The organism is Flavobacterium sp. N2550, assembly GCF_025947265.1.
Classification (GTDB): Bacteria; Bacteroidota; Bacteroidia; order Flavobacteriales; family Flavobacteriaceae; genus Flavobacterium; species Flavobacterium endophyticum.
Window position 1 is genome coordinate 664,742 of sequence record NZ_CP110007.1, and the last position, 14,272, is coordinate 679,013.

The window sequence follows — 14,272 nt, forward strand, 5'->3', positions numbered from 1 at the left end:
AGGCGTACCAAAATCAATGCCACTAAAAACAAAAAACCACCGAATATCGAAATATCCGGTGGTTTTGAACAAAAACAAAATCAATCATAATTCCGCAAGCGGAACTATATTATTGCCATCCGCCACCAAGGGCCCTGTATAATTGGATAATGGCATTGTATTGTTTGTATTTATTGTCAATTAAATTCAATTCGGTATTCAAGGCATTGTCTTTAGCCGTCAATACTTCTAGATAGTTTACCAGACCGTAAGTCAATAATTCATCAGAATAGTCGGCTGCTTTTTTAAGAGCATCGACTTGCTTTTCGCGAATCGTAATTTTTGCCGTTTCGTTATTGTATTGCGCCAAGGCATCAGAAACTTCTCTTCCTGCTGTAAGCAATGATTGCTCAAATTGCAGATAGGCTTTTTCTTGATTGGCTTTTGCCACTTCAAAACGAGTCTTGATTTGTCTTTGATTAAAAATCGGCTGTGTCAATCCTGTAACTACATTCGCAAAAAAGGAGTTGGCACTGAACCATTGCTGCAAATCAATACTTTGAAAGCCGCCGGTTGCCGTTACTTTGAATGTAGGATAGAAGTTGCTTCTGGCTACATTGGTCTGCTCAAAAGTAGAAATCAGGTTATATTCTGCCGCAATAACGTCTGGTCGATTACGAAGCAATGTTGCTGGAACCCCTAATGTAATTTCAGGCTGCATCGCTTGGTCTTCTAACGTGCTTCTTTCTATTTTTCTAGGCGATTCTCCTAAAAGAATACTCAAGGCATTCTCCAAAATAATTACATTGTTTTTTAAATCAGCAATGATTATTTCGGTAGCATATTTCTGTGCTTCTGTCTGCTTTACTCCCACTTCATTTACATTTCCTGCATCTTTAAGGGCAAGAATTGTCTCGATGCTTTCGTTTCTGTTGATCAATGTTTGTTCCGCCACCTTGATTTGGGCATCCATAGAAAGCAACTGGTAATAAGTAGATGCGATATTAGCAATCAGCTGTGTCTTTACGGCTTGGTTGGCCGCTATTGTCTGAAGATATGCCGCATTCGCTGCACGCTTGTTACTTCTGATTTTCCCCCAGATATCAGCTTCCCAAGAAAGCGTTCCTGTCAACTGATATTGGTCGGTGCTTCTGTCTTGCAAAAAGGAACCCAATTGGCTGTTTTTGGAAAGCTGCTGGTGTGTCCAATCGGCATTTCCAGAAAGTGTCGGAAAATAGCCTGCTTTTCCTTGTTTCATCGTTGCTTCTGCCGCTACGATATTCTGCATGGCAATTCGGATGTCCAAGTTATTCTGCAATCCTTTTTTGATATGCCCTTGCAGGATAGGATCTGTAAATACTTTGTCCCATGAAACATTGGCAAGCGAAGTAGAATCTGTAGAAACGACTTCTGTCCTGTAAAGGTCCTCTGTTTTCATCTCCGGCCTGTCGTATTTTTTCGCGACGAAGCAAGACTGCATCACAACTGCCGCTAGGACAAGTAGGCTTATTTTATATATCTTATTCTTCATATTCTTCGTTTAAAAGTATAACGTCAGACTCTTTTTCTTGAAATGGCTTGCCGGAAATTCTTTCCTGCAGTGACTGGAATATCACGAACAATACCGGAATTACGAATACTCCGAATATGGTTCCGATTAACATACCTCCAACAGCACCCATACCAATAGATCGGTTACCTACCGCTCCAACTCCAGAAGCTAATGCCAATGGCAACAGACCGAAGATAAAAGCCAAGGAAGTCATCAAGATTGGTCGGAGACGTGCTTTTGCTCCTTCAATTGCAGACTGCATCAAGTCCATTCCGTGGCGTCGCCGTTGGATGGCAAATTCCACGATCAGGATGGCATTCTTCGCGAGTAGTCCGATAAGCATGATTAGCGCTACTTGGAAATAGATGTTATTTTCTAATCCCGCCAGCTTCACAAATCCAATTGCTCCAGCAATACCTACAGGCAATGACAGCAATACAGACAATGGAACTAGGTAACTTTCATACTGCGCACTCAACAGGAAGTAAACAAATATCAAGCTTAAAAGGAATACGCCTGCTGCTTGTGTTCCAGCCAAAATTTCCTCACGGGTCATACCAGAAAACTCATACGTATAGCTTTTTGGCAAATGTTGGGCCGCTACTTCTTGAATTGCCTTGATAGCATCTCCAGAACTATAGCCTGGCTTCGCTTTTCCATTTACGTTAACTGCCTTCAACATGTTAAATCTTGCTACGGCTTCTGGCCCATAAATTCTCTTGAAATCGATGAATTGGCTGATAGCAACTTGCTGGTTATTGGCGTTTCTTACGTAAATATTATTAATCGATTCTTCTGTCGCTCTGTCTGATGGTTTCGCTTGAATCATTACACGGTACTGTTTACCGAATTTGTTGAAATCAGTCGTGTACAATCCTCCATAATACCCCTGCATCGTATTGAAGATGTCTGAAATGGATACTCCAGCATCTTTAGCTCTTTCCACATTGATATCCATTTGGTATTGCGGGAAGCTTGGGTTGAAATTGGTCATCGCATATTGGATTTCCGGCCTTTTCATCAATTCGCCCAAGAATTCGTTGCTGACTTTGCTGACGGTTGCCCAATCATCATCGCCTTTATCTTGAATCTTGAATTCGAAACCGTCTGCCGTACCAAATCCTTGAACACTCGGAGGTGTAAAGAACAAGGCTCTAGCATCTTTGAAATGGGCAGTTCTTCCGAAAAGCTCTCCAACGACAGCATCTACTTGCTGGTTGGCTTCTTTACGATAAGCCCAGTCTTTCAATTTGATTACGGTAAAGGCATACGAACCACCGTTTACATTGTTCAGCAAGCTGAATCCGACAACGCTCATCCTTGCTTCTACGATATCCATAGAGGCCAAGATAGAATCTAATTCGTTTACTGCTTTTTGTGTTTTTTCTAATGTTGTTCCTGGAGGCAGTGTTAAATCGGCCATGATGATTCCCCTGTCTTCATTAGGAATAAATCCTGCAGGAGTCGTCTGGAACAAGAAATAAGTGATTCCCACAAAAACCAATAATGCTATTCCAGTTACCCATTTTTTTCGTACCAAGAATCTTAATGAACCAGTATATTTGTCGTTCATCTTGTTGAACCCTGTATTGAAAGCCAAGAAAAATCGGTCTTTCAGGTTCTTTTTATGATGATCTGAATCTTTATGCGGTTTCAAGAAGAGGGCACATAATGCCGGGCTCAATGTCAAGGCGTTTACTGCCGAAATCAAAATCGATATCGCCAGCGTAATCGCAAACTGCTGGTAGAATACTCCCGACGGTCCGCTTAGGAACGATACCGGAATAAATACCGCCGACATTACCAATGTAATCGAAACGATCGCTCCGGAGATTTCGCTCATCGCAGAAAGCGTAGCTTCTTTTCCAGATTTGGCTCCTTCGTCGAGTTTGGCGTGCACCGCCTCGACGACGACAATGGCATCATCGACGACAATACCGATCGCAAGGATCATCGCGAACAACGTAAGCATGTTAATCGAGAATCCGAAGAGCTGCAGGAAGAAGAACGTTCCGATAATCGCTACTGGTACAGCAATAGCAGGAATAAGTGTAGAACGGAAATCTTGCAGGAAGAGGAATACCACGATAAATACCAAGATGAATGCTTCTACCAAAGTAGAGATTACTTTGCTGATCGACGCATCAAGGAAGGTTTTAGTATTGTATGGAATTACATAATCTACTCCTTTTGGGAAGTCAGGTTTTGTTTCTTCCAAAATCGACATTACTTCGGTGATGATATCTTGCGCATTAGAACCTGAAGTCTGGAATACCCCAACGGCTACACCTTCTTGGCCCATCGCAATGTTTTTCGTACCATAGTTGAAACCTCCTAATTCTACGGTAGCAACGTCTTTCAGATGAAGGAAGTTACCATTTCCTGTAGATTTGATTACGATATTTTCATAATCTTCAATTTCGGAAAGCCTTCCTTTATATTTGATTACGTATTCATATACTCCTTCGGCATTTTCACCAAATTTACCTGGCGCTGCTTCCACATTTTGTTCTTGCAGTGCGGCTTGGATGTCTTTTGGCAATACGCCATACGTAGCCATTTTTTCTGGATCGATCCAGACTCTCATCGAGTAGTCTTTCGCTCCGAATACGTTTACCTGTCCGACTCCTTTTACACGTTGTAATTTTGGAACCAAGTTGATTTTAGCGTAGTTCTGGATATAGGTCTCGTCAAAGTCTTTGTTTTTTGAATAAAGCGCAAAGAACATTAAGGCGCTCGTCTGGCTTTTCAGGGTAGTAACCCCAGTCTGCACAACTGCTTGTGGCAATTTGCTTGTAGCACGAGAAACTCTGTTTTGAACGTTTACGGCTGCAATATCTGGATCAACTCCAAGTTCGAAATACACCGAGATTTTGGCAGAACCGTCATTCGCGGCAGAAGAAGTCATATAGGTCATTCCTTCTACACCATTGATTTCTTCTTCGAGCGGTGTCACGACACTGTTCAATACCGTTTCGGCATTGGCTCCAGTGTATGTAGCGTTTACCTGAACCGTCGGCGGAGCGATTTCAGGATATTGTTCTATCGGCAGGGACATCAATCCCAAGATTCCCAAAATGGTAATCAGGATAGATATTACGGTCGAAAGAACTGGTCTTTCTATAAATGTCTTTAGCATTGAGAATTATTTTTTAGCTGGTGGTGTAGTTGTTTTTGCAGAATCTTTGGCAACAGCATTTCCGGCTGGAGCAGCAGCTTCTGGTTTTCCTTGCTGTGGTACGATTTCCATATCATCTTTTAGCTTAGAAGTTCCTTCGATTACGATTACCTCGCCTTCTTCAAGACCTCCTGTTACGATGAAATTCAATCCAGATGTACCGCTTGTTTGGACAATTTTTGATTTTACCTTGTTGTCTTTTCCAACTACGTAAAGCGTCTGTTTTCCTTGTACTTCGAATACAGCATTTTGTGGTACTAGAATTACATTTTTCTCATTAATCGGCAAACGAACAATACCGCTGCTTCCGCTTCTCAAGATTCCTTCTGGATTTTTGAATTCAGCTCTGAACTGAGTCGTTCCTGTTTGTGGATTGACCAATCCGTTCATTGTAGCCAATTTCCCTTTTTGGTCGTATTCTGTATTGTCAACCAAAAGCAGTGAAACTTCTGGAGCAGCTTTTAGCTTTTCGGCAGTTGTAGCTCCTTTAAACGTTTTGTTGAAAAACAAAAGTTGTTTTTCGTTCATAGAAAAATAAGCACGGATAACTCGTGTATCCGAAACGGTAGTCAAAGGCATTTCGCTGCTAGAGCTTACCAAGCTTCCTTCTCTGAATGGAAGTCCGCCGATAACTCCGTCAACAGGCGAAGTGATTGTTCCAAAACCAATGTTAGCCGCAATCGCTCCATAAGATGCTTTTGCCTGCGCCAATTTTGCTTTGGCAGTTTCTAATTGTACGTTGCTGATGATTTTTCTGTCCACCAAAGGCTTCAATCGGTCTACCTCAACTTGAGCTGCCTGCACGGCCGCTTTTGCTGCTGAAGCGTCTTCGTTTTGAGTCTGTGTTTCTAGCTTGAATAACAATTGTCCTTTTCTGACAACTTGTCCTTCATCAACATAAATTTTCTGGATGAATCCGTTAACTTTCGGACGGATTTCTACATTCTGCTGGCCTTCAAGATTGGCAGTATACTCTTGGTAGACTACGGCATCTTGTTTTGCAACAGTTTGAACTGGGAAAGGCATAGGTCCTTGTGGGGGCATCTGCTCTTCTTTTTTACCGCAAGAGGAAAGGGTAATTATTGCGATTAAAATACTGAATAGTGATTTATTCTTCATTTGCATTTTATAAAATTGGTTGATTGATTTTTATTTGTTCTCTACTTTCTCTAATTTTTGAATCGTCTTGTTTAAGAATTTCTCGAAGTCTATGACATGTTCTTGATAAATTTTAATTTTTTCTAAGTCACTGCATTCATCAGTATCAGCGGTCATTTTTCTATATTCTATCATTCTTTCGACCATCTTTTTTTCGTCTAAAACCATTCTAAGATGGTTCTGCATTCTGTCGCTAAAAGAAGACGGTTTGTAATATTTTTTTCTGTCTCCAGGGAAAGTATAATACTGAATCTTTCCTATTTTCAGCAAAAGATTCAGATTTGTAGACACCGAGCTTTTGCTTGCTCCTAGCCTTGAAACCAAATCATCGAACGTCAATCCTTTTGCGTCATTCCATACAATAAGGCAACCTAGTATTCGTCCTGACAAGGGCGAAAAGTTCAAATAGGTTTCAAAATGAACTCCAAACATCTCCACCAACTCTTCTCTTTCTTTCGATATGTCTGTCATTGATTTAAAATTTTGATGCAAATTTAAATCAGGTTCGGTAATTACCGAACTAAACGAACTTAAATTTATGTTAATTTTTTTTCATGAAATTTAAGCATTAAAAAAGCCAGCAGAATACTGCTGGCTTTGGTCAATTTATAATTTCTAACGTTACTCTCAAGGAGCCGTGGTTTTTATTGTCGGCTATTTCCATAAAAGCCTTTTTGGTGAGATCGATTTCTCGCCCTGGCGTAAATGGCCCTCTATCATTTATCTCTACGATGACTGATTTGTCATTGGCGATGTTGGTTACTTTTACCTTTGTCCCGAATGCTAACTTCTTGTGAGCCGCTGTATATTTATTGTTGTGGAATTTTTCCCCGCTTGCCGTTTTCTTTCCGTTGAATTTATCAGCATAATAAGAAGCGTGGACATTCTTTTTATATACTTTCCCAGAAGCCGATTTGCTGGAAGAACAGCTGGCCAAGATACTTCCAACGATTGCTATGATTAAAAATATCCTGATTTTCATGACTCCTTAGTTTATTGAATAATTTCTATCGTTACTTTTAGATGTCCGCCATATCGGGCCGAAGCGATTTCCATAAAGGCTTTTTTCGTAAGATCAATTTCTTTTCCTTTGGTAAAAGGACCACGGTCGGTAACTTCAACGATTACCGATTTTCCGTTGGCTTCATTTGTGATTCGAAGTTTTGTACCAAAAGGAAATTTTCTATGTGCTGCCGTATATTTTTTGTTGTCAAAGATTTTACCGCTTGCCGTTCTTCTGCCTGTGAATTTGTCAGCATAATACGACGCATGGGCATTTTTTTTATGGAGCTTGTATTTTTTTGACTCGGCTAATTTTAAGCTATCTTCTACTGTAACTTTCTTTACTGAATCTTGATACGCCTGAGTTTTTTCTGGAGGAGTTTTTTGAAAGTTCCTGTCTCTTAAAGAAAAACCGCTTGAAAAAACCAAAGCAATAAAGGCCAGCAATAGAATTGTAGTCTTATACTTCATGATAAATATTTTTATGTTTGGCCAATTCATCTTACAATTACTATACCCAAAATTAAAAAAGCTCAAAAAATTGAGCTTTATGTTTTTATGAGAACCAGACGTTCCACGGAATTCTTGACAACAGCAAGAGCAATCCTAAGGTAAAAAATATGGCTATCTTTTTGAATTTTGCATTAGAACCTTCTGCTCTTTTATGCGTGCTCCATCCTATCGTTATAAACACAATAGCTAAAATATTTATGATTGGGTGCTCGACTGCCATTTGACGCAATTCGCTATTTCCCATGATTTCTTTCATTCCTGCTTGTCCAAAAAGAGAAAATCCTTTAGGCGAGACAAAGTATAATATCAGTCCAATTACAAATTGAATGTGGGCAGCAATCAGTCCGAAAAGGGCAATTCTTCTGTCTTTTGGTTTGAATTCATTTTTTGCAGATAGGCCAATCAACGCATTGATTGCAGCAACTCCTACGGTAAAAAGTGCAATGTAGGCAATGCCTGAATGGGCTTCTAGAATAATTTTGTAAGTATCCATGGTCAAATTGTTTTTTACAAATATATCAAAAAATGAAATGTCCGAAAATTATTGACAAGTAACCAATTCAATAAATAATGAATCCAAATTACGAAATAAAACCTTAACAATTAACATTTCTTTAATCGATTTGGGTTATGATTTAAAATTCAATATCCTAAATTTGCGGAAATGATGAAAAAAGCCGTACATATTACCTTTTTGTGCTTATTCTTTCTGCTGGGAACGCAATGTAATGCCAGCAATAAGAAAAACTCATCATTGCCTTTTTTTGAAAACAGTGCAAAACAGTACTCAAAAGAGTGCCGTCAAAGCCTTTCTAAAAAAGAATTTTCTGTTGCCAAGGATACTTTTGACAAAGTCCATAAAAAGAAACGCCTTTTAAATCCCTTTCATAATAGCATAGCAAGACTATCAAAATGCTATAGTTCTTCTTTGATTTTAGGCGCTATTCCTTATTCAAAATTTGTATTCCAAAAGCATTTTGAATCGCTGGTCTTTTCATCCGAGCATTCCTTGCACAATTCTTTTTGTCCTAAAGGGAAACTGCTTTCCATATTTTATTCTTTTCAGGCTTTCTGGTAATAACTAATTGAGTTTTGCTTTTGAGATTCTTTTTAGAATCTTGTCAAAGAATGTCCAATTAAATTAGTACAGCATGAATGAATTAGAAAATACGGCAACGGCAGCCTCACACCATCTTTATCCTCTGATAAGCGATTTGGGATTAATCCTGATGACCGCTGGTGTTGCTATCTTGCTTTTCAAGAAAATAAAACAGCCTTTGGTTTTAGGGTATTTGATTGCCGGGTTTTTGGCAGGGCCTTATTTTACGTTATTCCCTTCGGTAAAAGATGTTCAGAACGTAGAAGTCTGGGCAGAAATCGGCGTCATCATCTTGCTTTTTAGCTTGGGACTGGAATTCAGCTTTAAGAAATTAATGAAGGTTGGAGGAACCGCTTCGATTACCGCCCTCGTCCAGATTGTCTCCATGGTATTTTTAGGTTATTGGTGCGGACAAATGATGGGCTGGTCGTCTATGGACAGTATTTTCCTCGGCGTTATCTTATCGATTTCATCTACAACTATTATTCTTCGAGCTTTTGACGAATTGGGTGTAAAAGGCCAGAAATTTGCGGGAATTGTTTTTGGCGCCTTGATTGTTGAAGACATTGTCGCCATCTTGATGATGGTATTGCTTTCTACTGTCGCTATCAGCCAGCAGTTTTCGGGAATGGAACTTTTTGAATCGGTACTGAAACTTTTGTTCTTTTTGATATTATGGTTTGTCGGCGGTATTTTTTTCATCCCGACATTATTAAAAAAAGCAAAGAATCTCTTGAGCGATGAAACGCTGCTGATTGTTTCCCTAGCTTTATGTTTGATGATGGTAATCTTAGCAACTATGGCTGGATTTTCGCCTGCTTTGGGAGCTTTTATCATGGGTTCGATTATTGCCGAAACTACCAAGGCAGAACGTATCGAACATCTTATAAAACCTGTAAAGGACCTTTTTGGAGCCGTCTTCTTCGTGTCGGTCGGAATGCTTATCAATCCGAGTACTTTGGCAGAATATGCTATTCCTGTAGTTGTAATCACCTTGCTGACCGTTTTTGGAAAAACCTTAAGTTCTACTATCGGGACGCTTATTTCTGGACAGCCTTTAAAACAATCCGTACAGACTGGAATGAGCCTTGCACAGATCGGGGAGTTTTCGTTTATCATTGCGACTTTGGGTATGACACTTGGCGTGACCAGCAGTTTCTTATATCCTATTGTGGTTGCCGTTTCCGCTATTTCCACATTTACGACACCTTTTATGATCAAGCTTTCGATTCCGGTGTACAACATGCTGGAAAAAAATCTTCCTAAAAAATGGACCAAGGCAATTGAAAGCTACAGCTCAAGCTCGCAAACCATCAAGGCTACGAGCAACTGGGTATTGTTCTTACGAGCCAGCATCATCCAGATTATTATACATTCAGTAGTTATCATTGCGGTTATCTTGCTTTCCTCTAGAGTCTTGTTGCCAATGGTGAATGGTTCGCAATGGGCCAACGTTGTTATCGCAGTAGTGACGCTTTTGTGCATTTCTCCTTTTTTATGGGCTTTGTCCTTGCGAAAGGTTGCCGTAAACGCCTATGAAGAATTAAAAAAAGAAAGAAAGTTTCTCGGACCAATCCGAATCGTGAATTTAATCCGGATTCTTTTCACTCTGTTTTTTATCGGACTTCTACTAAACAGCTTCTTCTCTAATTTTATCGCTTTTGCCGCGCTAGTAATTTTTGTGGTGGCCTATCTGGCTTTCCCGAAAAAACTGCAATTGTTGTATGACAAGATTGAGAACCGTTTTATGCAGAATTTAAACGACCGAGAAAACACAGAGGCTTCAAAAAGCAAAAAAGAACTTTCTCCTTGGGATGCGCACATGACGACTTTTGAAATAAGCGCCGAATCGAATATTGTCGGAAAACCTTTGCATCAGCTTGAGCTTCGAGAACGAATCGGAATCAATATTGCGGCTATCAAACGCGGGAATATTACGATTAATGTGCCGAATCGCAACGAACAGATTTATCCGAACGATGTTCTTTATATCATCGGGACCGACAGGCAGATTGATAAATTCAAGATTTACATACAGCAGAGTATTGTCGCGGTTCCCGAAGACAATGCCGAAACGGTCTTGAAGAATTTCGAATTGAAAAATGAGGATTTTATCGGAAAGACAATCCGCGAATCGCAATTGCGGGAAAAAACAAACGGACTCGTTGTCGGAATCGAGCGGGAAGGCCGACGAATGATGAATCCGGAATCGCATGTCGTTTTGGAAAAAGATGACATCATCTGGATTGTTGGCGACAAGAAAAAAATGAATTCTATTACACTAAATGCTTCTTAATATTATTTACTTAACTAAATTTTCAAATGGATAATTTTGATTGGAAACAGCTCATTAACCCCGAATTCTACATAGCCATGGAACTTGGAGGCGTTAGCATTGGACTGTATGTTGTGCTTTTTATTGTTTTTGCAGAAACTGGATTGTTTGCCGGATTTTTCCTCCCAGGCGATAGCCTTTTATTTTTAGCCGGAATTTACAGCCGGGAACTCATCGAGAATCTAGTGTTTATTGAAAATGATTTTGGGAATGTGGCCTTGCTTGCCACTCTGGTCGCTCTTTCTGGAATTATCGGAAATACTGTCGGTTATTGGTTTGGCGCCAAAAGCGGCTGGTACTTATATAAAAAAGAAGATAGCTTCTGGTTCAAGAAAAAATACCTTGAGCAGTCACGCGTATTTTTTGAAAAATATGGTGGAAAAGCGATCATCATTGCACGTTTTATGCCTGTATTAAGGACTTTTGCTCCTATTATTGCGGGTATCGTACAAATGGACAAGAAACGTTTTATGTTTTATAATATCTTAAGCTCTTTTCTTTGGGCTTTCAGCTTGATCATGGCCGGACATTATTTGTATGGCTTGTTCTTGAGCAAATTTGATATCGATCTGAAAAAGCATATCGAAATTATCATTCTTATTATCGTAGCGGCAACGACCATTCCTTTGGTGGTTAAATTTCTTAAAGGAAATAAGGAAACACCGGAAAATAATACCGAAGAATAAAAAAAGCCTCTCAAATGAGAGGCTTTTTCAACTAACTACACACAAACTAAAAATTATAACGAATCGTAAAGTTCCAAGTTCTGCCTAGGCCGAAATATCCTTGGTTGGCATCTGCGATTCCATCATATACTTTTCCTGAAGATTGGTACGTAGAGAAATCTGTAGAACTGCTAGGATTTACTCTATCTGTAACTTTGATATTTGTTCTCAATTCTGAGATATAAATGGTATGCAATAAATTGTCTACATTAAGCCTGAAGTTTACAGATTTCGATTTGTCTTTTCCTACCAGCATTTTGTAAGACAAGCCTGCATCGACAACACCATAAGAAGGAAGTTCAAGGTTGTCTTTTACAGCTCCAACATTAGAGTAGATTTTATCGTAAAATCTGTAATCTGCATCAATAGACAGTCTTTCAACAACTGTAAATTTAAATCCAGCACCAGCTGAAAACTGCGCTGCATCTCCTACTTTTCCGCCATCAACATCCGCTTCTGTAACATTCAAGACGTTTCTATCTTGATCTCTTACTGTTGTAACAACATTGCCTTTGTATTCCCAATTTCCTGCAGAAACAAAGCCTCTTAAATCTAAGTTAGACAATGGTTTTGCTACAAAATCAAACTCGATTCCTGTATGCAACTGCTCCACTCCTTCATTGGTAGAAAAGATTTCTGTTCCAGCCGATACAGGGTTTCCGTTGATTACTTCGTCTGCCGCCGCGATTCTTGAAGTCGTCTTAACTCTATCTTTCCACGAAGTTCTATAACCATTCACATTGGCCGTGAAGTAAGTACTCTTAAAGCTATATCCTGCTTCAAGGCCTAAGATTTTCTCGTTTTCAGTTAATGGGTTCACTTGGTTTGTAAAGTTCAGGTAGATATTGTCATGATAAGGCTGGCGAGAATAGTAGCCTGCATTTACGTACACCGAATTTTGATCGTTTATATTGAAGCTACCTCCTGCCTTAACATTATATCCAGTGTTATTGACTTTTTCTGAATCTTTAAATTCTCTTAAATAATCATATCTGTCAAATCTTTGGTGCGACTGGTTTGAGATGGCTCCTTGAAAAAATCCAGAAAACAGGTCGTTAGAATATTCTATTTGGCCGAAGACTCCACCGTAAGAAATTCTTTCGCTGTTGTCATAATCAATTCTTTGGTTTTCTCCAATCGTATTGAAAGTAGCGCCCCAAGCATGTACGTTCTGAGATTCTGTAACGGTATTGAAAACTGGGCTTCCGACTGGCTGATTAGAGCCATCTCTCAAAGTCCTGCTTTCTGTCCAGTTATTTAAGCCTAAGAAATTCTCCACTTGACGGTAGTGCGTTCCGTAGTACGTCCTTAAATCGGCACCTACATTAAAAACAAGGTTTTCGCTCAATTGGTGCTTGAAATTAGAAACAAGTCCATACCAGTTATGGTTATTCATTGAAGAACGGATAAGATACGACTTGTTATCTCCCATTACTCCATTTCCTACAGCAGCGTTTCTGTCTCTGATAGCGTCAAAATCAATCAAACCATTAGTTCTGATTGCAGATGCGCCATAATTTCCAGTTCCACCTCCACGTCCCCATGAAGCATATAGAACTGTAGACAATTCTGATTTATCACTCATTTCCCAATCCCAGTTAAGGTTGGCAACCGGCTTATGGTAAAAATTCGTTCTTTCTGATTGGTATTTGCCGTTCAGAGATCCCCAGTTATTGTTGTATTTTCTGCCGTAAGTCTGGTAATCTGAAAGTCTTTTTGTGAAATTTTGGTCGTGCTTTTGAGGAGCACCTGTAATCAAGAAGTTAAGGTTGTGCTTTTCAGCTGGCTTGTATCCGAATGAGATGAAATAGTTTTGGCCTTCTCCTCTAGTTCCGTCATTATAACCGTCACCTTGCCAATGGGTCAACATTACGCTGACACCAAATTTGTTATTTATCATTCCTGTATTGTAGGCTGCCGTTGTCTTTAGGTAGTCATTGTTTGCTACGCCAGCAGAAATAAATCCTCCTTCTCTTTTAGAAGTAGCTTTAGTGATAAAGTTTACTGTTCCTCCCACAGAAGAAATCGCCAATTTTGATGATCCAAGACCTCTCTGGATTTGAATTCCGTTAGCGATATCGGCCATACCTGACCAGTTTGACCAATACATCAAGCCGTCTTCCATTCCATTGATGGGCTGACCGTTTAATAAAAAGGCCGTGTTATCTTGTGCAAAACCTCTGACAGAGACTCTAGAATCTCCAAAACCTCCCGCTTGTCCGGCTACGTAAACAGATGGCGTATTTACCATCGTCTGCGTAATATCTGAAGAGCCCACTTTTTCTTGAATTTCAGAAGATGTAAGTGTGGAAACCGCAATTGGAGTCTTTCTGTCTTTTGCTAGGTCAATGATACCTCTACCAACAATCACGACTTCGTCTAATTGGCTAGAATCAGATTCTAGGGTAATTGTTCCCAAGTCGACCGTTTGTGATGATGTAGCAGAAAAGGAAATTGTTTTTGTAGTATATCCTACAAAGGTTATAACGACTTCTCCTTGTGTTTTTGACGTACTTATGCTGAATTTACCGTCAATGTCTGTTGAAGCTCCTTCTCCTGTCCCTTTGACAGTAACGTTCGCTGCAGGCAACGAGCCGTTCATTTCAGAATCGACGATTGTTCCTGTAATTTTTGTCTGTGAAAATGCTGTTGATACTGAAAAAATCAGCAGCAAAGACAGCATGAATTGTTTTAGATCCTTCATTTTACTAGTTGGTTAGAATTTTCGACA

General features: G+C 39.7%; 11 protein-coding genes. 3 read left to right on the plus strand and 8 right to left on the minus strand.

What is annotated here, in order from left to right; translation table 11 throughout:
• Positions 1-109 precede the first annotated feature (109 nt).
• From OLM56_RS02895 to OLM56_RS02925, 7 genes are all read right to left on the minus strand, one after another.
• The gene (locus OLM56_RS02895) at positions 110-1,510 is read right to left on the minus strand and encodes an efflux transporter outer membrane subunit (protein WP_121375560.1); all 1,401 of its coding nucleotides are present in this window, start codon (positions 1,508-1,510) and stop codon (positions 110-112) included.
• The gene (locus OLM56_RS02900) at positions 1,500-4,670 is read right to left on the minus strand and encodes an efflux RND transporter permease subunit (protein ID WP_121375561.1); all 3,171 of its coding nucleotides are present in this window, start codon (positions 4,668-4,670) and stop codon (positions 1,500-1,502) included. Before OLM56_RS02900 ends, OLM56_RS02895 begins: the two co-directional genes overlap by 11 nt.
• A 6-nt stretch (positions 4,671-4,676) precedes the next feature.
• The gene (locus OLM56_RS02905; protein WP_182493013.1) at positions 4,677-5,828 is read right to left on the minus strand and encodes an efflux RND transporter periplasmic adaptor subunit; all 1,152 of its coding nucleotides are present in this window, start codon (positions 5,826-5,828) and stop codon (positions 4,677-4,679) included.
• A gap of 30 nt (positions 5,829-5,858) precedes the next feature.
• Complete coding sequence (locus OLM56_RS02910; RefSeq protein WP_121375562.1) at positions 5,859-6,338, minus strand: GbsR/MarR family transcriptional regulator; 480 nt, start codon at positions 6,336-6,338, stop codon at positions 5,859-5,861.
• 130 nt (positions 6,339-6,468) lie between these two features.
• Positions 6,469-6,849 (minus strand): septal ring lytic transglycosylase RlpA family protein, encoded by a 381-nt coding sequence (locus tag OLM56_RS02915; RefSeq protein ID WP_264528261.1) that lies wholly within the window; start codon positions 6,847-6,849, stop codon positions 6,469-6,471.
• Between the two features lie 11 nt (positions 6,850-6,860).
• Complete coding sequence (locus tag OLM56_RS02920) at positions 6,861-7,340, minus strand: septal ring lytic transglycosylase RlpA family protein (protein WP_264528262.1); 480 nt, start codon at positions 7,338-7,340, stop codon at positions 6,861-6,863.
• Positions 7,341-7,425: 85 nt separating this feature from the next.
• A complete protein-coding gene (locus tag OLM56_RS02925) occupies positions 7,426-7,875 on the minus strand; it encodes a hypothetical protein (protein WP_264528263.1) in 450 nt (149 codons plus the stop codon).
• 171 nt (positions 7,876-8,046) lie between these two features.
• Here OLM56_RS02925 and OLM56_RS02930 point away from each other — a divergent pair, with 171 nt between their 5' ends.
• The 3 genes from OLM56_RS02930 (at position 8,047) to OLM56_RS02940 (ending at position 11,502) form a co-directional block, all read left to right on the plus strand.
• The gene (locus OLM56_RS02930; protein ID WP_264528264.1) at positions 8,047-8,460 is read left to right on the plus strand and encodes a hypothetical protein; all 414 of its coding nucleotides are present in this window, start codon (positions 8,047-8,049) and stop codon (positions 8,458-8,460) included.
• A gap of 73 nt (positions 8,461-8,533) precedes the next feature.
• Entirely contained in the window at positions 8,534-10,777 is a 2,244-nt protein-coding gene (locus OLM56_RS02935) for a cation:proton antiporter (RefSeq protein ID WP_264528265.1), read from the plus strand.
• Positions 10,778-10,803: 26 nt separating this feature from the next.
• On the plus strand, positions 10,804-11,502 hold the full coding sequence (locus OLM56_RS02940; RefSeq protein ID WP_264528266.1) for a DedA family protein: 699 nt from the start codon (positions 10,804-10,806) through the stop codon (positions 11,500-11,502).
• 46 nt (positions 11,503-11,548) lie between these two features.
• On the opposite strand, the gene OLM56_RS02945 is transcribed toward OLM56_RS02940, so the two are convergent.
• Positions 11,549-14,245 carry a TonB-dependent receptor gene (locus OLM56_RS02945; RefSeq protein WP_264528267.1) on the minus strand — a complete coding sequence of 899 codons (2,697 nt, stop codon included), beginning with the start codon at positions 14,243-14,245 and terminating at the stop codon, positions 11,549-11,551.
• Between the last annotated feature and the right edge of the window lie 27 nt (positions 14,246-14,272).

Excerpts from the sequence above, each read along its gene's own strand:
- OLM56_RS02925 (WP_264528263.1), bottom strand. The coding sequence starts at position 7,875 with ATGGATACTTACAAAATTATTCTAGAAGCCCATTCAGGCATTGCCTAC.
- OLM56_RS02930 (WP_264528264.1), top strand. The coding sequence starts at position 8,047 with ATGATGAAAAAAGCCGTACATATTACCTTTTTGTGCTTATTCTTTCTG.
- OLM56_RS02905 (WP_182493013.1), bottom strand. The coding sequence starts at position 5,828 with ATGAAGAATAAATCACTATTCAGTATTTTAATCGCAATAATTACCCTT.
- OLM56_RS02920 (WP_264528262.1), bottom strand. The coding sequence starts at position 7,340 with ATGAAGTATAAGACTACAATTCTATTGCTGGCCTTTATTGCTTTGGTT.
- OLM56_RS02895 (WP_121375560.1), bottom strand. The coding sequence starts at position 1,510 with ATGAAGAATAAGATATATAAAATAAGCCTACTTGTCCTAGCGGCAGTT.
- OLM56_RS02910 (WP_121375562.1), bottom strand. The coding sequence starts at position 6,338 with ATGACAGACATATCGAAAGAAAGAGAAGAGTTGGTGGAGATGTTTGGA.
- OLM56_RS02935 (WP_264528265.1), top strand. The coding sequence starts at position 8,534 with ATGAATGAATTAGAAAATACGGCAACGGCAGCCTCACACCATCTTTAT.
- OLM56_RS02940 (WP_264528266.1), top strand. The coding sequence starts at position 10,804 with ATGGATAATTTTGATTGGAAACAGCTCATTAACCCCGAATTCTACATA.
- OLM56_RS02915 (WP_264528261.1), bottom strand. The coding sequence starts at position 6,849 with ATGAAAATCAGGATATTTTTAATCATAGCAATCGTTGGAAGTATCTTG.
- OLM56_RS02945 (WP_264528267.1), bottom strand. The coding sequence starts at position 14,245 with ATGAAGGATCTAAAACAATTCATGCTGTCTTTGCTGCTGATTTTTTCA.
- OLM56_RS02900 (WP_121375561.1), bottom strand. The coding sequence starts at position 4,670 with ATGCTAAAGACATTTATAGAAAGACCAGTTCTTTCGACCGTAATATCT.